We start from the raw sequence: 25,530 nt of genomic DNA, 5'->3' as shown, positions 1-25,530 counted from the left end.
ATAAAACTAAAATTATGGCATTTAAAAAATTAGTTATTTTGTTTTATTTTTTTATATGTTAATCAAAAATTAATTGATATTCAAAATATCAATGCATATGCTAAATTTAGCTTTAAAAAATCAAAATAAATACTTATTTGATTTGCTTTTTCAATTAACTGAAATAAAAAATCATAGACTATATTATTTAAATAGAAAAATCAAAAAAATAAAAGTGAGTAAATATAATAAAATATCACTATAAAGTTAAAAATATACTGAAATATAAACCCAAAAACATTGAATTTATTATTGATTTGGCTCATTACACAAATTGAAAATAAATAACAAATTAAACTAAATTTTAGTGTTTTATATTTAGTATTTAACATTTGCATTTTTAAACCTATATAACTAAGACCAAAACTTAAAATAAAAGAAAGAGAAGATATTGAATTAGGTTTAAAAGAAAAATTTAATAAAGCAGAAATTACAAATATTTGTAAATTGCTAAATTTACATTTAAGAATTTTAATTAATATTAATTTTAAAAGAAAATATGTATAAACTCTAACTGAAGGTAAATTAAAATTCAGTAAATAAATATAAAAACTAAGTATTAAAATTATGATAAAATCATCTATTTTATTTAAAAGTTTTACTTTAGAAAAAACTTTTTTAAAGATAAAATAAATTATAAAAAAATGATATCCACTAACTACAAATAAATGAACAATATTTAAATTCTTAATTTTTTGATAAATATTTTCAACATTTAACTTTTTAGCAAAAAGAAAATAATTAAGAAATTCTTGTGAAATATCTGTGTTTTTTTGAATAATAACTTTAAAAAAATTAAAAATTGATGTATTTTCATTTTCTTTTATATCTATGATTTTTAAAATAAAATCAATTTGCATATTTTTTAAAAATAAAAAATCTTTATTTGTTTTATTTATTTTTTCAATTACTGAATTTAAGTAAACAAAATCAACATTATTATTTATTTTGTAATAAGCAAAAATTTTTTTATTTGCAACATTAATTGTAAACCCATTTTTAAAAACATGTTCAACCCTAAAATTTCCATTTAATATTTTGATCTTGTTTCATATAATAAAGCTTATTACAAAAAACAACAAAAAAATAATTAAAAATAAGATAAATACTTTTCAAAATTTTTTGTTTTTAAGATTTCAAAAAAAGAGAAATATTACTCCAAATACTCAATAAATACTCAAAAATATTGATAAATATAAAAATAAAACTGATAAAAAACTTGATTGAAAAGTAACTAAATTAAAATATGTTCTTGTAAATTCTTTAAAGCTACTTTGCCAATTCCATATATATTTTCTATTTCATCTCATGTTGGTTTTTTTGTATTTTGAAAGTATTTAAATAGTATATCAGCTTGCTTTTTTCTTATTTTTATTTGTATAAAAAAATCAGGAGATTTTATATATTTATAGGAAATTTTTTTAGATGTATCAAAAGGAATGTATAAAGTTGATAATTTAAAAATTTGCATATTGTAATCGATATTTTTAAAGTCAGCAATATGCAAAACTTTTGCTCTAAATAAAAGATGTTTAAGATCTTCTTTTTCAGTTATTACATATAAACCAGGAACTTCAATAGCACCTGATAAATTTATGACTTTTCTTTTTATTGTTAAAGTTATTTGTTGTTTATTTATTTTTAGACTATTGGTAATAAAAACCCCTCCAATAATGCAAATAATTACAAAAATTAATAATATACTTTTTTTATTTATCTTCACACTATTAAAAGTAAAAAATCTAAAAAAATCTAAAAATTTTATAATATAATTTTATTTAGCTTGGCCAATTGCTGCAGTAATGTAGAGGAAAATCCCCACTGGCACTTTCTGCGATGAAAGTAGTGTTCATGCTGAGTCTAATAAATTCAGGTAGTATTTATACTAACAACTAGTGACACAGAAACAAGGTCTACTATTTTAGTTATAGCAAGAGTGAAAAGGTTAAACTTCATGAGTCAGAAACAAAAATTATGGTATTGGAGCCCGAAAAAGGGAAATGAACTAATTTTGGGAGAATATTTTTATTCTAGATAAATAATTGGCGCCTTAAATTTAAGGTACAAAAAGGGGTTTATAGAGCTAATACACTATTTTAATAGTGTATTTTTTTATTTTTGATAAAAATAAAATATAATTTAAAAAGAATCATGGAGGAAAGATGACAAATTTATATGTATCACGTGAAGAATCAGCACAAAGTGGCGGTTTACTTAGTGCAAATAGTTGATTAATGTATCTTATTTTAGCACTTATTTTAGCTTTAATTGTTTCATATATTTTATATAAAATAATTAAACAAATAGTTACAAAAAGAAAAGAAATAAAAAAATTAAAAGAAAAATCAACAATAAATAAAGAAATTTATCGTGAATATGTTATTTCAATTACTGAAATAATTAAATATACAAATGACCAAGTTAAAAATTTTGTTCCAAGTATTGGAAAATACAAAATGCAAGAAATTAAAGATGGTGCTAAAAATCTTTTAAGTACTCTTTATAATCGTGAAGATTTTAATGACTTTAAAGAATCTGAAAAATACCAAGATTTTATAAAAAATATTAAAACTTTAATTGATACAAATGCAAGTACTTGATATAAATCTTGTGTTAAAGAAATTGAATATTTTAACAATCTTTATGAACAATTAGAAAAAGATGATTTATTTTTAAATTATGAAAAAAATGTAAAAGAAAGCATTGAAAGAAAATTCTATGAAAAATAAAAAAAATATTCCTAATATTTTAACAATTTCAAGATTAGCTTCAGTAATTATTTTTGTTATTTTATTAATTATTTATGCAATCGTTATTCAAAATATAAGTTATTATAATTCATTTTCTTCATCAGTGGTTATTCCATATTTATTATTAGTTGTTTTTATTTTTGCGATGGTAACTGATTACTTAGATGGGTATTTAGCAAGAAAATGAAATGTAGTTAGTACTTTTGGTAAAATATTTGATCCTATTGCAGATAAATTAATTACAACTAGTATGTTAATTAGTTTAATCTTACAAATTAATACTGTTTATTTTATAGTTATTGTTATTTTATTAGTTTTAAGAGATATTGTTGTTGATGGAATAAGAATATATGCAGCATCATTAAATATTTCAGTACAAGCTAATATATGAGGGAAAATTAAAACTATTATGATGAGTGTATCTCTTGTAATAATTGGTTTATTTGCACCAATTATTTGACATAATGCACTACAAAATATTAATTTATATTTATTTTTAATAACTTTACCGTTAATTGCTACTTTAATAGTTAGTTATATAAGCGGTTATATCTATATTTCTTCTTATTTAAAAGATCCTCACTTTAAAATTAAATAGTTTAAAGTTAGTTGTTATGCTCAACTTTTATTAAAAAAGTTAACTTTGCAGTTAACTTTATTTTTATTAATTTTCTTGTAATATTTCTTCAAAAAGTTGTTGTTCAGTAATTATTTTTACATTAAGAGCTTTTGCTTTTGCGAGTTTTGAGCCTGGTTTTTCACCAATTAATAAATATGAAGTATTTTTAGTTACAGAACTTGAAACTTTTGCACCTTTTGAAATAAGAATCTTTTCAATTGAAGGCCTAGGTTGTGATAATGTACCTGTAATTACAAATGATTGGTTCATTAAACTAAAAGAATTTATTTGATTTTTGTGTTTTAGGTTTAAGCCTAAATCAATTAATTCTTGAATCATTTGTCTGTTTTTTGAATTAGAGGTAAATTCTTTTAAACTATGAATAATTTTTTCACCTATTTCGTGATAAGTTATTAAAGAATCAAAATCAAAATCTAAAAGGTTTTTAAATTCTTGGATTTTTGATGCTAAAAAATAAGAAACTTTTTCACCTACTAATTTTATAGAAATTGCATGAATTAAACTACTTAAATCTTGATTTTTCGAATCTTCAATGCTTTGAAGCATTTTTTCAACTGATTTTGCTCCAAATCTTTCAATTTTAATTAACTGATCATATTTATCTTTTAATTTATAAATATCACTAAAAGAATTGACTAAACCTAAATTATAAAGAATTTCAATATTTCTTTCTCCTAGTGTCAAAATATCCATTGCAGTTTTTGAAGTAAAATGAATCATTTTTTTTAATTTTACTTCTTTACAATCTTCATTTACACAAAACTGGTCAATACCAGTATCGCTATCTTCTAATAAACTATTACAAAATGGACAGTGTAAAATTTTTTGAAAATTAGTTTGAGATTTTGAATGAACTGTAGAAATTACTTTAGGAATAATTTCACCTGCTTTTTTTATATAAACTAAATCACCTATATCTATTTTTAATTTCTTTATATAATCATAATTATGAAGAGTTGCTGCTTGAATGTTTGAACCACCTAAAAAAACATTTTCTAAAGTAGCATTATAAGTTACCATTCCAGTTCTTCCTATTGTAACAAAAATATCTTTTAAAACGGTTGTAGCTGTATTTGGTTCATATTTATATGCTATTGCATAACGTGGAAATTTTTGTGTAGTTCCTAACAGATTGTAATATTTAATTTCATTTAATTTAATTACTATTCCATCAGTTTCATAATCTAAAAGTGTTTTTTTGAATTTAAAGTCATTAATTCATTCTAACATTTCATTTATATTAAATACAACCTTACCTTCATCTGTTACTGGAAAATTATGATTTTTTAGTCATTTTCTTGTTTCATCTACACTATAAATTTCGTGTTCATGTGGTTCTTGAATATTGTATAAAAATATTGATAAATTTCTTGTTTTTGTTATTTCTGGATTAAGTTGTCTAAGTGAACCACTTGCTGCATTTCTTGGGTTTGCAAGTTGTTGTTTATTTTCTTTTTTTAATTCAAGATTTAATTTTTCAAATTCAGAAAGTTTTAAATAAACTTCACCACGAATTTCAATTTCTTTTAAATAATTAATTTGTTTAGGTAGTTCTTCAATAGTTAATATGTTGTGTGTTACATCTTCTCCGATATGACCATCACCCCTTGTAACCGCTTGTACTAATTTTCCATTTTTATATTTTAAAGAAATACTTAAACCATCTATTTTTGGTTCAATAAAATAACTAACATCAAATGAAACTTTATTAATATTTTCAATTCAGTGTTGTAATTCTTCTTTTTCATATGATTTTTGTAATGAAAGCATTGGAGAATCATGAGTCACTTTTTGAAATGCATTAGACACTGAAGAACCTATTATGCGTGTTGGACTTTGGGATAATTCATCTTCTGTAAATAAAAAATTATATTCTTGTTCTAAGTTTTTTAATTTAATGATTTCTTTATCATAAATTGCATCTTCAACAATAGGATCATCTAAATCAAAATAAGCGTGATTTCACGCTTGAATTTTTTCTTGAAGCAGGATAATTTCTTCTTTAATTTTTTTATTGGTGTTATTTTCCATATTAAACCTTTACAAAAGTATTTGCAAATCATTCAGGAACGGGCACTGTAGAAATTTGGAATACAATTACCATCGTAGTAATTAACATCAATATAATGGTTGCAACTATATCAAACCATTTAGCTTCTAAAATTCTATATTGAGTTCTTTTTGAATAAGGTTCATATCCTCTAACGACCATAGCATCACTTAAATCATTAGCTTTTGAAAAGGAAGAAACAAACAATGGAACAATTAAAGTTAAAAAAGCTTTTATTTTATCTTTTCCATGTCCATTTTTAAAATCAACTCCACGTGAAGATTGAGCTTTCATAATTCGATTTGCTTCATCTAAAAGTGTAGGAATAAATCTTAGTGCTATATTGATTATCATAGTAATAATTTCACTTGGAAATTTAATTAATTTTAAAGGTTTTAATAAATCATTGATTGCTTTTGTTAAAAGCACGCTTTTTGTTGTAAAAGTTAAAATAGTTGTAATTAAAATAACTCCATAAATTCTTAATGTAATACTTGCTGATCTAATTAAAGAAAATTTAGTTATTTGAAAAATATTATCATTTCCAAATGGTGCTCAGTAAATATCATTTATAATCATATAATTTCTATAAATAACAAAATCATCAACTCCACCTTCGTTTGCAATAGGAATATAATTTTCAGCAACACCCTTGATTGTAAAAACATTTATGGCTAATAAAAATAATCCTATATAAATTGGTAATTTAAATTTTCTTATTAAAGTTCTAAATGATCTTGTTGCAATTAAATAAAAAATCATAACACAAATAAGCAGTGCGCTTAAAATAACAAAAGTATCAGCTAAGAAAAATAAAACAATAAATAAAATATTAGCTATAAATTTTAATCTAGGATCCATTTTGTGAATTATGGTGTCAATATTAACAAATTTACCTATAATTGCGTTCATTTTACTCCTTATTGTTTTTTAGTTTTTTATTTATTGCATCTGCTAATTCATTTATGTTTGTTATTTTTCCTAAATTAACGCCACGAGCTTTTAATTTGTTTACAAAAGTAAGAAGTTGAGTGGCTTTTAGGTTATTTTCAATTAAAAATTTTTCGTCATTTAAAACTTTATATGTTTCATCGTCTTTAATGATTTCACCATTTTTAAACATAATGCAACGTTTTGTTCATCTTAGAGCATTATCTAGATCATGAGTTACAATAATTACTGCTTTGTTTTCTTTTTTGTTTAAATCACTAAATAATTGCAACATTGATTCAACACCCACTGGATCTAAACCTGCTGTTGGTTCATCTAAAATTAAAAATTTAGGTTCCATTGCTAAAATACCAGCTAGTGCAACTCTTCTTTTTTGTCCACCACTTAAATTGAAAGGGCTTTTATCAAGATAAGATTCAGGTAAACCGACCATTTCTAAATATTTTTTAGCAAGTTGCTTTGCTTTTTCAACAGGAACACCCATTGAAACAGGACCAAAGATAATATCTTTTTCAATTGTATTTTCAAATAATTGATATTCAGCAAATTGAAAAACAACACCCACTTCTTTTCTTACACTTTTAATATTTTTGATTTTTCTTTTTGTATTTACTATTTCTATATCTGTTTCAACCAATTGAATTTCTTGTTTTTTACTAAAAAGTTTTTTATGTGGTACATTTATGTTTTTGAATTTTATCATACCTGAATCAGGTAATAATAATGCATTTAAATGTTCAATAAAGGTTGTTTTACCACTTCCTGTATGTCCTATTATTGAAATCATTTCACCTTCATCAAAATTTATATTTATATCTTTTAAGACTTTGATATGAGTTGGTAATTTTTTATCAAATTCTTTTGAAATATTATTTACTTCTATTTGCATATTTCCTCAATTAAAACTTTTTCATCATAGGTTGGTTCAATTCCATCAATCATTTCAGATAATTTATAAATAAAAGGTGAGTCAATTTTAGCGAGTTCAACTATTTCTTTATTTTTTAAAATTTCTTTCGGAGAACCACTTGCAACTAATTTTCCACCACTAAATACTAAAAGCTCATCAGCTAAAACAGCTTCATCCATATCATGTGTGATTGAAATTAATATTTTGTTTGTATTTCTGTGTAAGTTATGAATAATTTCAAGGATATCTTCTTTTCCTCTTGGATCTAACATACTAGTAACTTCATCGAAAATAATAATATCAGGATCAAGAGCTAATGTAGATGCTATAGCTACTCTTTGTTTTTGTCCACCACTTAAGTTAGATGGTTCACGATCTAAAGAATCATCCATTGAAACTAATTTTGCATATTTATGAATTAATTCTTTCATTTGTTCTCTTGGAACATGTTTATTTTCTAAACCAAAAGCAATATCATCTTCAACAGTTGCACCAACAAATTGGTTATCAGGGTTTTGAAAAATAATCCCGATTTTTTGTCTTATTTTTTTTAAATTTTCTTTTGAATATATAATGTCATCAATTCAAATTTCACCTTCAGTAGCTTTATAAATTGCACTAATTAATTTTGAAAGTGTACTTTTTCCACTACCGTTATGACCTAAAATAGCCACATAGTGACCTGTTTGAATTTCTAAATTTACACCTTGTAAAGCAAATGATTGACTTTCTGGGTATTTGTAATATAAATCTTTAATTTTTATCATATTGTAAATTATATATTAATAAGTATTAATGTAATAAAATCAATTGAATAAATATGGTATATTTTTTGCAATTTTTTTCTTAATTAGTATAATACAAAGTAATAAAATATAACTAGTTGTTACGATTATTAAATCGTATATTAGTTGAATGAATAATTATTTTATTTGTTAAATGTAAGATTGATAAAAAGTTCAAGATTTATTTTCTTGAACTTACATTTATAAATTATTCAGTAGAATTGTTTGTTTTATCTTTTTTTCATGCTAAACCTTGTTTAATTGAATTAAAAATATTTTCTGTTATTTGTTTTGGTAATGTGGAATTTTCAAGTGTTATTCCAGAATATTTAATTGCATTTGTTCCGAAAACATCAACATTAGGAGCATATATTCCTTTTAATGATTCATTTGAATTAAGCGCACCATTTTTTATTATTTTTAGTTTTGGTGCAGCAAAATTTGTTAAATTTTTATTGTCTAAGAATGCCGAATTTCCAATTTCAACAACGTTTTGCAAGTCAATACTGATTAATTGGTGGTTAGCCAAAAAAGCACTAGATGAAATTGTAGTAATATTATTAGGTATTACAATATTTCCCTTTGCTCTAGTCCCATCAACGATTACATCATTAAAAATTGCTAATTTATCTTTATTTGATTCTATTAATACTTCTAAAAAAATTTCACCAAATGTTGTACTATTTACTGATTTTAATTTTGGTGCTTTTACATTCACTAGTGGAATTTCTGCATTAAAGGAATCGATATTTACATTTATTACATTTGGCAAATCAAGTGTTAACAATTCATTAGCATGAGAAAAAGTTAATTCTTTTATTTCTTTAATATTTTGTAATTTTAAATGTTTAAGTGTTATTTTATTTTTAGAAAATTTATTAATTTCAAAATTATTTTCTAAAGTTCAGTTAATAGCATCTACATTAGGTATGTTTTTAGTAAATACAAATGTTAATCTATTCATTTGATACTTTTGCAAATCTTTGTAAGTATATATGTATTTTGTATAATCACTCGTTGGTTCACTATCATTTAGTCTTGCAAAAATAAATCCCTCATCCATATATTTTTGGAGGTTACTTTCATTTATTTCTAAATAATTATATTCGTTGTCTTCAGTTGCTATGCTATGTAATTTTGCCTTGTCAAAAGCATTTTGTAAAAAGGCTGTTTGTGCTATTGTTTTATTTTTAGTAGGTTTTGTATGTATGATTTTACTAGTTATTTTTTCTGTTTCTTCAAGTGTTTGTTTTACTTTTTGAAATTGCTTTTCACTTAAATTTTTATTTATATATGATTTTATTTCTTCAGTAATCTTATTATATTTAATAAAAACCGGTTCTATGCCTTTTATTTGAGTATTAATTTCATAATATTTTTTTAATTCAACATCAAGGTTATTAATTTTTCTTTTAACATCTGGAAAATTTTCTTTAAAAGTATTTAAAACAATATTTTTATCTAAAATTTCTTGAATTTTTGAGTTTCAAAAATAATCTTGTTTAAATTTATCATTTTGTAGTTTGTCCAAATTATTTCATAATTTTTTTTGTTTTTTTATTAGAACATTTAGCTGTATTTCTTTTACGACAAAAGTTGTAGTGGTCACTGCTAAAATACCCAATAAACTAGCTAGAATAATTCAAATTTTATGTTTCCTTTTCATAATACTTTTCCTTTTGATTTATTATATTTTTTAATTTTTAAAGTAACAATAAGTAACTTCTAGTATTATAAACATATTTTTAATATTTTTAAAAAATCATTTAATACAAAAAATAGGATAATATTTATACTTTTTATATCTAGTTATTCGTTTTTCAATATTCTCCAGTTTTTATTGTATCTAAAACATCTTCTGTTATTTCACTTGGTAATGAAGAATCTTCAAGAGAAATTGATGTATAGTATAATGCATACTCATTTATTACTGAAATTTTAGGCATATTTAAAATTTTTAGTGAACTGATATCATCAAAAGCGCTTTCACCTAATTCAGTTACATTGTTTGCATCCACGTGTTCTAAAGAATTAGCACCATAAAAAGCATATCTATCTATTAAAGTAACATTAGGTATATTTAATTTAGTTAATGAACTAGCATTTTCAAAAGCACTTTGTCCTATTTCTGTTACATTTTCAATGTTAATGTTTTCTAATGATCTAGCATCTTTAAATGCCTTAGTTGGAATTTCATTTGCATTTGGCATATTTAATGTTTGCAATGAAGTAGCATTTTCAAAAGCACTTTGTCCTATTTCTGTTACATTAGGTGCTTCAATTTCTATTAATGAACTAGCATTTTTAAATGCATTTCTTTTAATTTCTTGAGCATTTAAAATATTTATATTTTCTAAAGATTGAGTATTTTCGAAAGCACTTTGACCAATTGTTATAACTTTAGGAGCATTTAGTTTTGATAATTCTGTTGCATTATAAAATGCATTATCAGAAATTTCTAATATATTAGGTAATTCTAATGTTGTTAATGAAGTAGCATTTTTAAATGCATCTTTATTAATTTTTTCAACACCTAAAATATTTAAATTTTTTAATGATTTAGCATTTTCGAAAGCACTTTGTTTTATTTCAATTACATTATCTGCATTTACACTAACCAATGAATTAGCATTTCAAAAAGCATTTTCTCCAATTTCTTTTACCTTAGGAGCATTTAAAGTAACTAAAGAATTAGCACCATAAAAAGCCATGTCATCAATTTTTAAAGCATTTGGTATATCAACTTCAGTTAATGAACTAACATTTTCAAATGCTTTTTTTGCAATTGAAATAACATTGGGCATTTTAATATTTTTTAGTGAACTAGCATTTTTAAAAGCATGCTCACTAATTTGAGTAACATTAGGTATATTTAAATTTTCAAGTGATATAGCGTTGTAAAATGCGCTTTGTCCAATTTCTGTTATATTGGGAATATTTATTTCAATTAGTGAATTAGCATTTTCGAAAGCACTGTCACCTATTTTAGTTATATTAGGTGAAATTATTGTTTTTAATGCAATAGCATTTTCAAAAGCTCGATTTTTAATTTCTGTTACATTGGGAATATTTATAAGTCATAGTGAACTTGTGTCATTAAAACTTCCTTCGCCTATTTTTGTTGCGCTAGGTAAACTAATACTTGTCAGCGATTTAGCGTGCGCAAAAGCCCAATCATCTATTAAAGTGGCGTTAGGCAAATTAATGCTTTTTAAAGAGTTTGCGTTTCAAAAAGCACGGTAGCCAACTTCTACAACCCCTTGCATGTCCGCACTTATCAATTCAGTTGCATTTTCAAAAGCACCAGCGCTTATAATTGTTACATTGTTAGGGATATTGATTTTACCGCTAGCCTTTTGACCATTTATTAAAACATTGTTTACAATTGCTAATTTTTGCGGATTTTTATTAATTAGATTTTCTAAAAATTCAGTGTTATAAAAAGCATTTTGAGCAATTTTATTAACATTAGGAATATTAATTAATTTAAGTAAATTACTATTTTCAAATGCTCCATAACCTATTTCAATTGCATTAGGTGCATTAATTTCTTTTAGATTTTTAAGGTTTGAAAAACTATTGTTTGCAATTTTTGTTGCATTAGATAATTCTATATATTCAACATTAAATTCAGTTTTTTGGTTTGAAAAATCAACAAAAGGATTTCCTATGCCAAATTTATATGGCAATGTTCATTTTATTGAATTTTGTTCAATTGGTTTAACTAAATAAAATATTGTATTTTCCTGATCAAAGTTATTTAAATCAATATCAGGTAATTTATTGAAATTATTTACCGCTAATATAATTCCTTTGTTAATGTAATCTTTTAAATTATTTTCTTCAACTATTAAGGTTTGTTTAGTATTTTCATTATCATTAGGTTTGATACATGATAATGAAAACAATGGACTAAGCAGTGAAACCGCGCCCATAGATATTAAAATTAAAGCTTTTTTTGATTTCATAAACCTCCTATAAAAACTGTTTTAATTTTATCATTTTTAACTTTTTACAAAAGAAATTTATTTATTAATTTAGCAAAATTTACAAAATATTTTCTTTTAATTACTATTAATTTTTATATTATTTAAATTAATATTTTTAATTATTTTTTTGGATATATAAATATAAAAAAACACCCGAAGATGTTTTTTACCAATTCTAGTGGTTGTAGAACTCGACGATTAATGATTCATTGATTTCAGGATTTAATTCTTTTCTTTCAGGTAGACGTAATAATGTTGCCTTGAATTCTTCACGTTTAATTCATTCAGCAACTTGTCTTTCAGTCATAGCTTGTGTAATTTCTGAATTTTGACGTGATCCTTCTTTTAATTCAATAACTGAATCAATTGCAACTTGCATTGAAGGTATATTAGCTTTTTTACCATTTAAAGTAAAATGACCATGATTTACTAATTGACGAGCTTGTCTTCTTGTTTTCGCAAAACCAGCACGATAAACAATGTTATCTAATCTAGTTTCTAGCATTTGTAAGAAGTTTGTACCAGTAATACCTTGTCTTTTTGAAGCTTTTTTAAATGTATTTTCAAATTGTCTTTCATTTACTCCGTAAATAAAACGAACTTTTTGTTTTTCATATAAGTGAAGTCCATAGTCAGTTAATTTTGCACGTTTTTGTCCATGTTGTCCTGGAGCATATTTACGTTGTTTACCTTTTGCAAATTCTTTTCCTGTTTCTAATAATGAAATCCCATAACGACGAGATTTTTTGAATATTGATCCTCTAAAACGAGACATATTATTTCCTTTCTGCAAGGACTTTATTGTACTCTAGTTGTAATATTAAGTTTTTAATGATTTCAGTATAACAGCTAACTTACTTTCAAATCTTAAGAATTCAAAAATTTTACACTATGTACAATTGCTGTGTCAATGCTTTTAAATTTTACTATAAATTAAGTTATTTTTTAACAAAAAAACTATTTTTGAAATTTAATTTGTTTTTTTATGTTTATTTATTTAATTTATATAAAATTAATATATATGAAAATAAGTTTGTTTTTGGCTGTTTTAATCTTAATTTTTTTAACATTCACTGTTTTATTTTTGTGGTATATTTGGATTTTTAATTATTACAAAAAATATGGAATTGAAAAAATTATTTTAAAAACCAAAAAAAATGATCAAACATTAAAAAATTTCACCCAAACCTTAACTCAATTTGAAATGTTTTCAAAAAATGATACTGAATTTGAAAAAATATACAACCAATATGTAGAAATGTATACAAAATTTAAAGCAAAACAATCAAGTTTGATTTTTTATTCAACAACTCTTAAAAATACAATTCATTTTACTTTTGATAAAAAATTAATAATTATTTTGAAAGAAATAAAAAACATAGATAAGGGTTTAAGAAAATGTAAAAAAGACATTAAGGTCATTTTACAATTTGAAAAAGATATTAATGCTTTTGTTAAAAAACACACAAAAAATACAGAATTAATCATTCACCATGCTCGTTTACTATTTTCATTTTTTAGAAAACTTAGCAGCTATGTTAAAGTTAATGAACAAAAATATGATTTTTTTAACTCAGAAATTAAAATAATAGAAAATCAGTGGAGTGAAAACTACAATTTTTTCAAAAACAATGAATTTATAAAAAATAATAGCAACATAAATTTTACTAACTTAAAAAACTTAAATTTAATTTTACTAAATTATTCAAAAATATTAAATGAAGCGTACGGTTTAAAAATGTTTTTGGATACCAAAATAAATGATTTTTTTAAAATAAAAACTAAATTGCAGCAAAATCACTTTACAAATTTTATAGTTAAATTTGACATTACAAAAAGGTTATTTGAGATAGAAAATTGAATTAAAAGTATGCAAGAGTTATTTGATCAAAAAAATTATTTAAAAAATTCCAAAAAAATCAATGAATTGTTTGCTAATGTTTTGCAAGAAATAAATAAAATAATACATGAGTTTAAAATAGAAGAAAATGCATATAAATACTTAAAAAGCAACAATTATAACAAAGAAAATATTGAATTTTTACTTAAAAATTTAGAAGAAAAAAAACAAGAACTTAAAAAAGATTATGAATTTTTTAAAAAAAATAATCAACTAACATATGTGATGGAAGAAAACATTTTAAAATACAAAAATTTATGAAAAAATAATTTTAGAGATGATTTTTTTACTTTAATAAGTGAAACAAAATTCACCAATAAGCAAATATCATCTAAATTATTGACTATAATAAAAGAAATAAATAGCCAGTTTATTGTTATTCAGGATTTAAAAAAACAATTTTCACCATTAAATGAAATAATTTCTGAAATGAAAAAATATGAATTTAAATTTTTAACTATTCAAGCTGAATTAAAAATTTTAAATTTAGAATTAGCAGATGTTGAATGAGAAAATATTGAAAATATTAAAGAATTTAACAAAAAAATTCGAATCAAAAATCAAAATAATAATTATATTTTTGAAACACTTAAAGATGATGTTCAACATTTTGTATTAAAAATAAAAGCACTTGAAGCATCAATAGGTATAAAAATAAAGGCATATAAATTATTTCAAATCTCAATTACTTTTTTTAATAGATACAGAAGTAGTATTTTAGATATTAATGATTTATGTCTAGATATTGAAAAAAGCATAGAATCTAAAAAATATATAGAAGCAATTGATAAAATTTATAAACACATAGAAAAAGGAAGTAACTAATGAAAAAAATCTTATTAAGATATGGAGAATTAACTTTAAAGGGTAAAAATAGAATTAATTTTATAAAAGTTTTAGAAAACAATTTAAAGAAAAAAATGGAAGGTGAAGTAGTTGTAACTTTTGATCGTGCTTTTATTAGTTATTCTGAAAATAATGTAAATCAGTTGCAGTATATTTTTGGATTATCAAGTTATAGCATAGTTGAAGAAATAGATACAACTTGAGATAATATTGTTAATTGTGTATTAGAAGAAGCAAAACAATTTAAATTTAATTCTTTTAGAATTCAAACAAAAAGATCAGATAAAAACTTTATATTTTCAAGTCAAGAAACTAATGAAAAATTAGGGGGGGTAATTTTAAAAAAATTTGAAAACTCATATGTACAATTAAAAGATTCTGACTTAACAATATATGTTGAAATAAGAGCTAAAAAATCATTTGTTTTTTCAAATTATGTTTATACAAGAGGTGGAATGCCTGTTGGAATAAGCGGGAAAACACTACATTTAATGAGTGGGGGAATTGATAGTCCCGTTGCTGCTAACTTAATGCAAAAAAGGGGATTAGTAGTCGATTTTATTAATTTTATAACCCCACCACACACTGATTTTTTTACAACTCAAAAAGTAGAAGAGTTAATTACTCAAATTACAAAATATCAATTAAAATCAACATTATTTCAGATAAATTACACAAAAATAATGAATTATTTAACCCTTGTTTCTAATCAAAAATACAAAATCACTTTAATGAGAAGAAGTTTTTATCGTATTGCTGATGCAATTGCAAAAAAATTTCATTATTCTGCACTATCTAATGGTGAAAATTTAGCACAAGTGGCTAGCCAAACATTAGAAAGCATTAATGTCATTCAAGAAGTGACAAATTTACCAATTTTTAGACCTTTGGTAAGTTTTGATAAAAATGATACTATAAAAATAGCAGAGCAAATTAACACTTATGAAATAAGTATAAGAAGAGCTTGTGAAACATGTGAATTATTCGCTCCAAAAGAACCTGTTACAAAACCTAATTTACAAGAAGCATTAAAATTAGAAGAAGAATTGCCAAGACTAAAAGAATTAGAGGCAGAAGCAATTGAAAATGTGACCATATATCATTTTACAAACAAATAGAGAGGCTAAAAATGAAACTAATTAATTTACATGTAAACACAGTATTTTCTTTACTTGAATCAACTATAGAACTTGATTCAATTATTAAATGAGCAAAAGATAATCAAATTGAATATCTTGCAATAACTGAAAACAAAAATATGTTTTCATTTGCTCAATTTTGTATAAAAGCTAAAGAAAATAACATTAAAACTATTTACGGAATTCAAATAAAAACTTCACAAGAAGCAATAGAATCTGACTTAATAGTTATTGCTAAAAATTTATTAGGATTAAAAGAATTATTTGAACTAAATTTTTATCAATCACAAAATGAATTAGTTTCGCAAACATACTTAAAACAATTTCAAAATTTAATTTTTATCGATCATCCCACATTGGGTTTATTTTCACAAACTAAGTGTAAATATACTGAAATAGACACATATATTGCAATAAATTTACAAATTATTGAAAAATTAAAAATTGATTTGAATACAATAAATGATCAGAAATTTCTTTATGTTAACGAAGGAAGAATTTTTGATCATTTTGATAATCAAACACTTGAAACACTTGAATGAATAAAAACACAAAATAAAACAAAGCGCTTTATTGATATTTTAGTTGCTAATATAGAAACTGATGATATTAGGATTCAAAAATTAATTGAATTTACAAATAATTTAGCTAAATCTCTTGCAATTGAAGTACCTATTTCTAAGTTTAAAATGCCAGTTTATAAAAACTCAGAAAATATTTCAAGTTTTGAATTTTTAAAGAAATTAGTAATTGAAAGCGCAAAAAATAAAATTAAAACGTTTGACTTAGATGAATATAAACAAAGATTAACTTACGAATTAAAAATTATCAAACAATTAGGTTTTGAAGATTATTTTTTAATTATTTGAGATTTTATTAAATGAGCTAAGACAAATCATATTTCGATAGGACCAGGTCGAGGATCCGCAGCTGGATCATTAATTAGTTATTTACTGGGTATTACTCAAATAGATCCAATTGAATATAATTTATTGTTTGAAAGATTTTTAAATCCAAAAAGAATCAGTTTACCAGATATTGATATTGATGTTCAAGATGACAAAAGACAAGATTTAATAAATTATTTAATTTCTAAATATGGAAAAGAAAACGTATCATCAATTATTACTTTTTCAACACTGGGTTCAAAATCATCTATGCGTGACAGTGCTCGTAGTTTTAATGTCCCTATTCCAGCAATTGATCATTTAGCAAAAAAAATTCCTAACAATTTAAGATTAGAAGAAATTTATGAGCAAGAATATGCATTTCGTGAAGAGTTAAATAAGTATAAAAATCCTGAAACTGGTGAAAATGATTTAAAAAATGCTTTTAATGAAGCATGTAAAATTCAAGGTTTTTATCGTCAAACAGGAACTCACGCAGCTGGAATTGTTATTTCTGATCAAAAAATTATTAAAAAATCACCAATTATGTTTGCAAATGATTATCTACAAACAGAAATAACTATGGATTATTTAGAAACCTTTGGACTTTTAAAAATCGATATTTTAGGGCTTAAAACACTTTCAATTATTAATGATATTTTATTAGAAATTAAAAAACAAAACGCAAATTTCGATATTGATGATATACCTTTAAATGATCAAGATACTTTTATGTTGCTTTCAGGAGGTAAAACTGCTGGTATTTTTCAATTAGAAAGTCCAGGAATGCGAAATACATTAATGAAAGTAAAAGTAACAGATTTTAATGATATTGCAGCAATTATTAGTTTATTTAGGCCAGGTCCTATGCAACACATTAAATCATATGCAAATAGAAAAAATCAAAAAGAAGAAATTCCAAAAGTAGAAAAAATTTTTGATAAGGTTTTAGAAAAAACGTATGGAATAATGATTTATCAAGAACAAGTTTTAGAAATTGTTCAAAAAATAAGCAATATGGATTACGCTGAAGCTGATTTATTGAGAAGAGCAATTAGTAAGAAAAAAGCTGAAGAATTTTTAAGTTTTAAAGATATTTTTATTAAAAAAGCCGTTGAAAATAATTACGATAAACAATTAGCAGAAAATATTTTTGATAATATCGAAAGTTTTGCTGCTTATGGTTTTAATAAATCTCATGCAGTTAGTTATTCACTTATTACATACCGTATGGCTTATTTAAAAACTCATTTTCCATTAGAATTTTACAATGCAATTATTTCTTCTTCTATTAATAGTTATGAAGATTTAAATAAATATATTTCTGAAGCACAAGAGTTAGGTATTTCTGTGGTAAGTCCAACAATTAACGATTCAGAATTAAAATCCATAATAAAAAACAAAAAAATTTATTTACCTTTAACGATGATCAAAGGTTTTGGAAAAGTTGGAGCTGAAAATATTGTAAACGAAAGAAATAAAAATGGACCTTTTAAAAATATTTTAGAAACATTTTTAAGATTAAGAGCTGCTTCGATTGGAGAAAGTACTCTTAAAACATTAACAAAAGCTAGTGTCTTTAGAGAATTTGAAAATCAAGTTTCAATATTAAATAGTTTAGAAAATTCTACAGCTTTTAAGTTGGAATTATTTAATGGATATAACACAAAAACAAAAATAATTAATTGAGAGCAAGTTAATTGAAATATTAAACCCATTCAATATGATTATGATTATGAATTTGAATCAAAAAATGAAATATTATATTTAGGTAATGTTTATAATTCTTCACTTACTAAGCAATTTGAATCAGATATAAGATTAGTTAATATTCACCCTGGTACGCAACATAAAATTGCAGTTTTTATAAAAGATGCCATTGTAAAAACTACCAAAAATAACAAACCATTTACTATCGTTAATTTGTTTGATAGCAGTGCTTCAATTCAAGTATTTATTTGAAATAATTCACCAATTAAAGAACATGTAGGTAAAATTATTTATGTTGACATACTCAAAAAACAAGATCTAAGTTGACAAATTAAAGGCTGAAAGGAAATGTAATGAAAAAAAGAGTAATTATTGTAGATGGAACATATTTAGTATTTAAAAGTTATTATGGAACACTATATTCAAAACTTAAACTAGAAACTACAACAGGTATTAAAACAAATGCAATTGTTGGTTTTTTTAATACAGTTTTTAAATTATTAAAAGAATACTCTCCAGATCAAATTTTCTTTTGTTTTGATGCAAGAGCTAAAACTTTTAGACATAAAGAATATCCAGAATATAAGCAGCAAAGACAAAAAGCACCTGAAGATTTTTATACTCAACTTTTAATTATAAAAGATCTTTTACCAGAACTTAATTTTAAAAGTTTTGAGCAAAACGGATTTGAGGCCGATGACATAGTAGCATCAATAACTTCGCAATTAAAAGAAAATACAGAAATATTAATCTATTCAGCTGATCAAGATTTAAATCAACTAATCGACATCAATGTAAAAATTTTAAAACCAAAAAATAGGGAGTTAATTGAGCTAACAAATGATAACTTTTTTGAAATTTATAATTTTTATCCTTGACAAGTTGTAGACTATAAATCAATAGTTGGTGATAGTTCCGATAATTTTAAAGGAGTAAAAGGAATAGGACCAAAAACTGCAATTAAATTACTAGATAAATACCATAACGTAGAAAACATTTATGTAAATATACAATTACTAGATAAAAACCTTCAAAAAAAATTTTTAGAATATCAAAATGATTTAAAAAGAGATAAATATTTAGCACAACTAAGATATGATGTACCTTTTGAAGACAAAAATATTTTAAACTCATTTTTAAATGTAAAAATATCAGAAAATGCTCAAAATAGATTACAAGAATTGGAGCTTATTAAAATAACTCAAAATTTAAGAAAATTAGAGGTAATTTAAATGATAGCAATAATTGGAAAAAGCGGTGTTGGTAAGTCAACATTTTTAAATTTTTTACAGCGTCAAGGCTATCGTGTTTTAATTGTGGATAATCTAGTAAAAAAACTCTATCAAAATGGAAGTGAAGGTTATAAATTAATAAAAAATAATCTTGGTGAAAATTTTGTAAATGATGTTGAAGTTGATAAAAAAGCACTTGTGGATAGGCTTTTTTTGCAACCTGAATTTATTAATGAGATTGAATCATTAATTTTTCCTTTAATTGAAAATCATTTGGAAAATAATTTTTATGATTTCGTAGAAATACCAATTTTATACAAAAAAAATGCTAATTTCAGTCGTTTTTTTACAAAAGTTATTTGCATTGACATTCCGGAAAAAATAAGAGTTAAAAACTTACAAAAACGAAATGTAAATAACAAGAATAAAATTGTAATTGATACTATAAACAAGCATTTTTTTGATCCTAAAATTGTAAATATTTATTGTTATAAAGTTCTATCTAGAAACTTTTTTAAAAAATTCTTCAAAATTTATTTTTCAAGCATTTAAAATTAGATTATCAAGAACGAAAAAATTCAAAATTTATAATTTAGATTTGAGGTGTTGTATGCAGTACAATAATTTTTATATTGAAAAAAATCAATACATTAGTCAAACAGACTTAGAAAATATTCGTATCTTATACACACCTATTATAGGTATGGAATCAGTTGCGCTTTATCATTTTTTATTAGATGAATTTAATTTAGCTCAAAACCCTAGGTATGAGTTTTCATTTGATGAAGTTTTAAATTGTTTAAATTGTAATATAGAAATCTTAATTGATGCAAAAGATAAATTAGAAGCTGTGGGTTTAATAAGGTGTTTTGAATCTCCTTTATTTCAAAACATGATTATTTCTTTAAATAAACCGCTAACAATTGAACAATATCAAAAATCAGTTTTAGCTAAACAACTTTTTAAATTAATTGGTGAAAAAAAATATGAAAAAATATTTTTTGCACAACAGTTATTTACATTAAACAAAGATGAATATATTAATACTTCAAAAAAATATACTGATTTATTTGAACTAAAAGATAATATAAATCTAAACTTTGATAAATTGCATATTGAAATAGAAAAATCTAAAAATATTAGTGCAAATACAAATTTTAATAGTATTTTAACTCCTGAACAATTTATAAAGCAAAAAACAAATCAAGAACCAACTATATATCATAAAAAGATGATTGAAAATTTAGTTAATTTAGGTTTTTTAAATGAACAAATTAATTTATTTATTGACTTTTCATTAAAAGTTAACAATCAAATTGTTGTAAATTATGTTGAAACTATTGCTCGTGACTATGCAATAAAAAACATCATGTTAACAAATGATATTAAAAAAGAATTAGAAATCACCTTAGAAATAAAAAACTATTCAAAAAATAAACAAAATATTAATAATTTATGTTAACGAACGGAATTTAAATGGGTAATGTATCGATAAAAGAAATTAAAATAAATTTAAATACTTCCAAAGTAAAATTAAGTAAAAAGCAAGAAGAAATGCTTAATGATGATCAAATAAAAGAAATTATTACTAAACTTAACCTTAATGATGAACAAGTTAAAGAAGGGATGAATTTATTGTATAAGTATTACAGTAACTTAAAAAAATATCAAAAAAAACCTAATTGAGAATTAGTAGTAAATAATTATGGATTTTTAGACCTAGATTTTAGCAATCAATCATGATTTAAAAAACAAAAGATTTTAGATAATTTTTGATTTTCAAACATAACAAACATTGAAAAAGATATTGATAATTTTTGAAATAATAAAACTAAAAAAACAGAAGCACTTAAAAAAACAATAGAAACATTTAAAGAATATGGAGATATAAAAAAATTAATAAATGATCATTTAAAACTTAAAGCTACTAAAAGTTTATTTATTGTAAATGATGATTTAATTAATGTAAATTATTCATTAAAATATTTAGCTTTTTTAGTAGCATCACAAAATAAAACTGTTGCTTTTTTAGATTTAAATGATTTGTATAATTTTTTAAGCATTCAAGGATACAAGATCAAAGATTCTATTCTTCCACTTTTAAAAGAAGTAGATTATTTATTTTATACAGGGTTAGGTTTAATTAACAAACCTCTTTGATTTTTTCAAGAATATATTATGAATATTTTAATATCTAGAACTCAAATGCAAAAAATGACATATATTTTTAGTTTTGTTGATATAGAAAAAAAATCAACGCAGTTAATTAGTAATACAAATAATTTTGATGAAAAAACTTTTAAAAATTTAAAAAATATTTTAGTAAAATTAATAAACGAAAATTTTGATACATTAAAAAAATAATTTTTGAAATTTTTAAATTAAAATCATTATAGTGATAGTTTGTAAGAAAGGACAAATATGCAAAAAACAAAAAAAATAGCAATTAATGGTTTCGGAAGAATCGGAAGACTGGTATTTAGAGATATTTTCGAAGAAAAAGATATAGAAATAGTAGCCATTAATGACTTGACAAATTCTCAAACATTAGCTCACTTATTAAAATATGACACAGCACATAGAAAATTTAATCATGATGTAACTTTCAATGAAAATAATATTATTGTTGATGGAAAAAGTATTCCTATATATAGTGAAAAAGATCCAAAAAATCTACCATGAAAATCATTGAATGTTGATATAGTTGTTGAAGCAACAGGACGCTTTACAACTGAAGAAGGTGCTTCATTACATATTGAAGCAGGAGCAAAAAAAGTAATCATCACAGCTCCTTCAAAAGGTTCAAATAACATTAAAACAATAGTATATTCAGTTAATGAAAATACACTAACAAATGAAGATAAAATTATTAGTACTGCCTCATGTACAACAAACTGTTTAGCTCCCATTGCAAATATTTTAAATAAAGAATATAAAATTAAAAAAGGTTTTATGACAACAGTTCATGCATATACAGCTGACCAAAATCTTCAAGATGGGCCTCATAGAGATCTAAGAAGAGCAAGAGCGGCAGCGATGAATATAGTACCTACAACAACAGGAGCAGCAAAAGCTATAGGATTAGTAATTCCAGAATTAGCAGGAGTTATGGATGGAATTGCTTTAAGAGTTCCAACTGTTACTGGTTCAATTGTTGATTTAACTTTAGAACTTGAAAAAGAACCTACCGTTAAAGAGATTAATGAATTAATGAAACAAAACGCTTCAGAATCACTTATTTTTACCGATGAACCTATAGTATCTAGCGACATTATCGGTTCACATGGCGCATGATTTGATTCACTTTTAACAAGTGTTATTGAAGTTGATGGCAAAAAATTATATAAAGTTTTTGGTTGATACGACAATGAACAAAGTTTTGTAAGTCAATATGTAAGAGTTTTAAAACACGTTTTAGAATTAAAATAAATATATTTTAAAGAGATATTTATATCTCTTTTTTATATTTTTTATGTGGTAAAATTAAAATAAGTTATTAAGGAGTAAAATTGACTAATAATACTTATAAAGCTTTATATAGACAATATAGACCAAGAAATTTTGATGAAGTAAAAGGTCAAGAACATATTGTAAAAACATTAAAAAATATTATTTTAAATAACAAAGTATCTCATGCTTATTTATTTAGTGGTCCAAGAGGGACAGGTAAGACATCAATTGCTAAAATTTTTGCCTCTACTTTAAATTGTTCACATAATGAAGTAAATGCAGTTGAAGCATGTGAAAAGTGTATAAAAAATGTTGATAATAGTTTAGATATAATTGAAATTGATGCAGCATCAAATACTGGTATAGATGATATTAGAAATTTAAAAGAAAAAATTAAAAATCTTCCTACTAGTTCAAAATATAAAATTTATATTATTGATGAAGTACATATGTTATCAAAATCAGCATGAAATGCACTTTTAAAAACCATTGAAGAGCCACCATTACATGTTATTTTTATTTTAGCAACCACTGATCCTCAAAAAATTCCAATAACTGTTTTAAGTCGTGTTCAAAGATTTAATTTTAAAAAAATTGAAAATAAATTTATTATTGAACAACTTAAGTATGTTTATGAAAAAGAAAATATTGAATTCGAAGAAGATGCTCTTAAATTATTGGCAACACTAAGCAATGGAGCGATGAGGGACGCACTAACCATGGCAGATCAAGTATCTATTTTTAGTGGAGAAAAAAAAGTGACAAAAAAAGATGTTGAAACAATTTTTAGTTTGACATCAAATGAAACGATAATTGAATTGCTAAATTTAATTTCTTTCAATTCATTAAATGAAACACTAAAATATAATGAAAATATTTTTGATAATGGAATAGATACTGAACGTTTAATTGTTCACTTATTAGATATATTAAAAGATTTTATTATATACAAACAAACAAATGAACCAGAATTATTAATTAATTCTCAGGAAGTAGAAATTAAAAATTTAAAATTAAATTTATCAAACTCTTATTTAATTTTAGATCACTTCATTCAACTTCTTAAAGATATAAAATATTCTGATACACCAAAACAACAGTTTGAACTATCATTAATTAAACTTTATGGAGATATTCATAAAAACACCAATATTGAAACCGCTGATTTTAAAAATCAAATTACTACTGAAATTAAAGAAAATCAAATGTCAATTAATGATGATTTTCAAGAATTTTCAGCGTCCAAAGATTCAAATGAAGATTTATTAGAAATTGAAAATAATCAACAAAGCATAGAAGAAGACTGAACCGGTTTAGAAGATAATTCATTAAACGATCAGCAAAATTTTGAAAATAATAATGAAAATATTTACAAAACAGTAGAAAAATACAATGAAATGTATGACACAAATTTAAGCACTACATATGTAGATAATATTAAACAAAGTAGCCACAATTCCTGAAATTCATATGCAAAGGACATTAATAAATTTTTACCTATTGATGACATAGTAAATGATACTATTATTGAAAAACAATCAACTAATCAAAAAATCAATTCAGTTTTACATAATACCCAAGAATTTGCAGTTATTCAAAATGATTTAACAAGCGAACAAGAAATAGTTCAAGATAGTATTTTAAATCAAGAAGAAGATGAAGGGGAAATTGTTGCATCTGATATTTTTGATTCAAATGACGATTATGAAAATAATTCTAATTTCATTCAAACATCCCAAAAACCAAAAGAAATAGAAATCGATGACATTATTAATATGATGTTAATAAGTCAAAAAGAAAAACATGAATCAAATCCAATAAATTGATCTGTTATTTATAAAAGTAATATTTTAAAAAGTTTAGATACTGATAAAAACCCTGCATACGATAACTATAAAAAATTATTTTCAAATATAAAATTAATACTTTCATCTGAGAAATTTATTATTTTCTTAGCGGATTATCAAAGTATTATCAATGCGTACTTGCAGTATTTAGAAGAATTTCAATTTCACGAATATATAAAATCAGTTTTTTCTAAAGAAATTTGTATTTTTGTAGTTAATAGAAATAAATTAGAAAAAGCAAGTCAATATTGAAGAGAAAATAGAGTAGAAATTTCACAAAGAAAAATAGTACCTATGAAATGCAATATGAAAAATCCAACCAATTTTCAATCAAAACAAAGTATAGATAAACTAAAAGAAACATTTGGAGATAAATTAAAAATAACAAAATAGGAGAAAAAAATA

20 protein-coding genes and 1 other RNA gene are annotated in these 25,530 nt (G+C 23.4%); 12 read left to right on the top strand and 9 right to left on the bottom strand.

Features of this window, described 5'->3' with window-relative positions; translation table 4 throughout:
• Nucleotides 1-29: 29 nt before the first annotated feature.
• Entirely contained in the window at nucleotides 30-1,121 is a 1,092-nt protein-coding gene (locus N8G13_RS01650; RefSeq protein WP_262289202.1) for an MAG0480 family ComEC-like protein, read from the bottom strand.
• Nucleotides 1,122-1,273: 152 nt separating this feature from the next.
• Nucleotides 1,274-1,762 (bottom strand): MAG0490 family ComEA-like DNA-binding protein, encoded by a 489-nt coding sequence (locus tag N8G13_RS01645; protein WP_262289201.1) that lies wholly within the window; start codon nucleotides 1,760-1,762, stop codon nucleotides 1,274-1,276.
• 56 nt (nucleotides 1,763-1,818) lie between these two features.
• Here N8G13_RS01645 and rnpB point away from each other — a divergent pair.
• The 3 genes from rnpB to pgsA all read left to right on the top strand — a co-directional run bounded on the left by rnpB (nucleotide 1,819) and on the right by pgsA (nucleotide 3,387).
• Nucleotides 1,819-2,122, top strand: an RNA gene (rnpB, locus tag N8G13_RS01640) — RNase P RNA component class B.
• Nucleotides 2,123-2,201: 79 nt separating this feature from the next.
• Nucleotides 2,202-2,768, top strand: a complete 567-nt coding sequence (locus N8G13_RS01635) for an MHJ_0274 family protein (RefSeq protein ID WP_262289200.1) — start codon at nucleotides 2,202-2,204, stop codon at nucleotides 2,766-2,768.
• Nucleotides 2,758-3,387 (top strand): CDP-diacylglycerol--glycerol-3-phosphate 3-phosphatidyltransferase, encoded by a 630-nt coding sequence (pgsA, locus tag N8G13_RS01630; protein WP_262289199.1) that lies wholly within the window; start codon nucleotides 2,758-2,760, stop codon nucleotides 3,385-3,387. Before N8G13_RS01635 ends, pgsA begins: the two co-directional genes overlap by 11 nt.
• Nucleotides 3,388-3,453: 66 nt before the next feature.
• Here the strand turns inward: pgsA and ligA are convergent, their stop codons facing one another.
• From ligA to rpsD, 7 genes are all read right to left on the bottom strand, one after another.
• Entirely contained in the window at nucleotides 3,454-5,460 is a 2,007-nt protein-coding gene (gene ligA, locus N8G13_RS01625; protein WP_262289198.1) for an NAD-dependent DNA ligase LigA, read from the bottom strand.
• Between the two features lies 1 nt (nucleotide 5,461).
• On the bottom strand, nucleotides 5,462-6,391 hold the full coding sequence (locus N8G13_RS01620) for an energy-coupling factor transporter transmembrane component T family protein (protein WP_262289197.1): 930 nt from the start codon (nucleotides 6,389-6,391) through the stop codon (nucleotides 5,462-5,464).
• A 1-nt stretch (nucleotide 6,392) separates the two neighbouring features.
• Entirely contained in the window at nucleotides 6,393-7,319 is a 927-nt protein-coding gene (locus N8G13_RS01615; protein ID WP_262289196.1) for an energy-coupling factor transporter ATPase, read from the bottom strand.
• Nucleotides 7,310-8,107 carry an energy-coupling factor transporter ATPase gene (locus N8G13_RS01610; RefSeq protein ID WP_262289195.1) on the bottom strand — a complete coding sequence of 266 codons (798 nt, stop codon included), beginning with the start codon at nucleotides 8,105-8,107 and terminating at the stop codon, nucleotides 7,310-7,312. Before N8G13_RS01610 ends, N8G13_RS01615 begins: the two co-directional genes overlap by 10 nt.
• A 226-nt stretch (nucleotides 8,108-8,333) precedes the next feature.
• Complete coding sequence (locus N8G13_RS01605) at nucleotides 8,334-9,791, bottom strand: leucine-rich repeat domain-containing protein (protein ID WP_262289194.1); 1,458 nt, start codon at nucleotides 9,789-9,791, stop codon at nucleotides 8,334-8,336.
• 139 nt (nucleotides 9,792-9,930) lie between these two features.
• Nucleotides 9,931-12,093 (bottom strand): leucine-rich repeat domain-containing protein, encoded by a 2,163-nt coding sequence (locus tag N8G13_RS01600; RefSeq protein ID WP_262289193.1) that lies wholly within the window; start codon nucleotides 12,091-12,093, stop codon nucleotides 9,931-9,933.
• A gap of 196 nt (nucleotides 12,094-12,289) precedes the next feature.
• On the bottom strand, nucleotides 12,290-12,889 hold the full coding sequence (gene rpsD / locus N8G13_RS01595; RefSeq protein WP_262289192.1) for a 30S ribosomal protein S4: 600 nt from the start codon (nucleotides 12,887-12,889) through the stop codon (nucleotides 12,290-12,292).
• Nucleotides 12,890-13,198: 309 nt separating this feature from the next.
• On the opposite strand from rpsD, the gene N8G13_RS01590 reads away from it, so the two are divergent.
• From N8G13_RS01590 to dnaX, 9 genes are all read left to right on the top strand, one after another.
• Complete coding sequence (locus N8G13_RS01590) at nucleotides 13,199-14,839, top strand: hypothetical protein (RefSeq protein ID WP_262289191.1); 1,641 nt, start codon at nucleotides 13,199-13,201, stop codon at nucleotides 14,837-14,839.
• The gene (gene thiI, locus N8G13_RS01585) at nucleotides 14,839-15,978 is read left to right on the top strand and encodes a tRNA uracil 4-sulfurtransferase ThiI (RefSeq protein WP_262289190.1); all 1,140 of its coding nucleotides are present in this window, start codon (nucleotides 14,839-14,841) and stop codon (nucleotides 15,976-15,978) included. Before N8G13_RS01590 ends, thiI begins: the two co-directional genes overlap by 1 nt.
• Nucleotides 15,979-15,989: 11 nt before the next feature.
• Nucleotides 15,990-18,950 (top strand): DNA polymerase III subunit alpha, encoded by a 2,961-nt coding sequence (dnaE, locus tag N8G13_RS01580; RefSeq protein ID WP_262289189.1) that lies wholly within the window; start codon nucleotides 15,990-15,992, stop codon nucleotides 18,948-18,950.
• Entirely contained in the window at nucleotides 18,950-19,828 is an 879-nt protein-coding gene (locus N8G13_RS01575; protein WP_262289188.1) for a 5'-3' exonuclease, read from the top strand. Before dnaE ends, N8G13_RS01575 begins: the two co-directional genes overlap by 1 nt.
• Nucleotides 19,829-20,380 (top strand): dephospho-CoA kinase, encoded by a 552-nt coding sequence (gene coaE, locus N8G13_RS01570; RefSeq protein ID WP_262289187.1) that lies wholly within the window; start codon nucleotides 19,829-19,831, stop codon nucleotides 20,378-20,380.
• Nucleotides 20,381-20,438: 58 nt separating this feature from the next.
• Nucleotides 20,439-21,290, top strand: coding sequence for a hypothetical protein (locus N8G13_RS01565; RefSeq protein ID WP_262289186.1), 852 nt, complete (start codon nucleotides 20,439-20,441; stop codon nucleotides 21,288-21,290).
• Nucleotides 21,291-21,304: 14 nt separating this feature from the next.
• Nucleotides 21,305-22,192: a hypothetical protein gene (locus N8G13_RS01560; protein ID WP_262289185.1), complete on the top strand. Its 888-nt coding sequence runs from the start codon at nucleotides 21,305-21,307 to the stop codon at nucleotides 22,190-22,192.
• Between the two features lie 57 nt (nucleotides 22,193-22,249).
• Nucleotides 22,250-23,257: a type I glyceraldehyde-3-phosphate dehydrogenase gene (gene gap / locus N8G13_RS01555; RefSeq protein ID WP_262289184.1), complete on the top strand. Its 1,008-nt coding sequence runs from the start codon at nucleotides 22,250-22,252 to the stop codon at nucleotides 23,255-23,257.
• Between the two features lie 80 nt (nucleotides 23,258-23,337).
• Complete coding sequence (gene dnaX, locus N8G13_RS01550; protein ID WP_262289183.1) at nucleotides 23,338-25,518, top strand: DNA polymerase III subunit gamma/tau; 2,181 nt, start codon at nucleotides 23,338-23,340, stop codon at nucleotides 25,516-25,518.
• Nucleotides 25,519-25,530: the final 12 nt, after the last annotated feature.

Origin of the sequence: Mycoplasma zalophi (assembly GCF_025486335.1) — a bacterium.
GTDB lineage: Bacteria > Bacillota_I > Bacilli_A > Mycoplasmatales > Metamycoplasmataceae > Metamycoplasma > Metamycoplasma zalophi.
The sequence above is the reverse complement of the archived record's forward strand: the minus strand, read 5'-3'. Positions and strand labels throughout refer to the sequence as shown.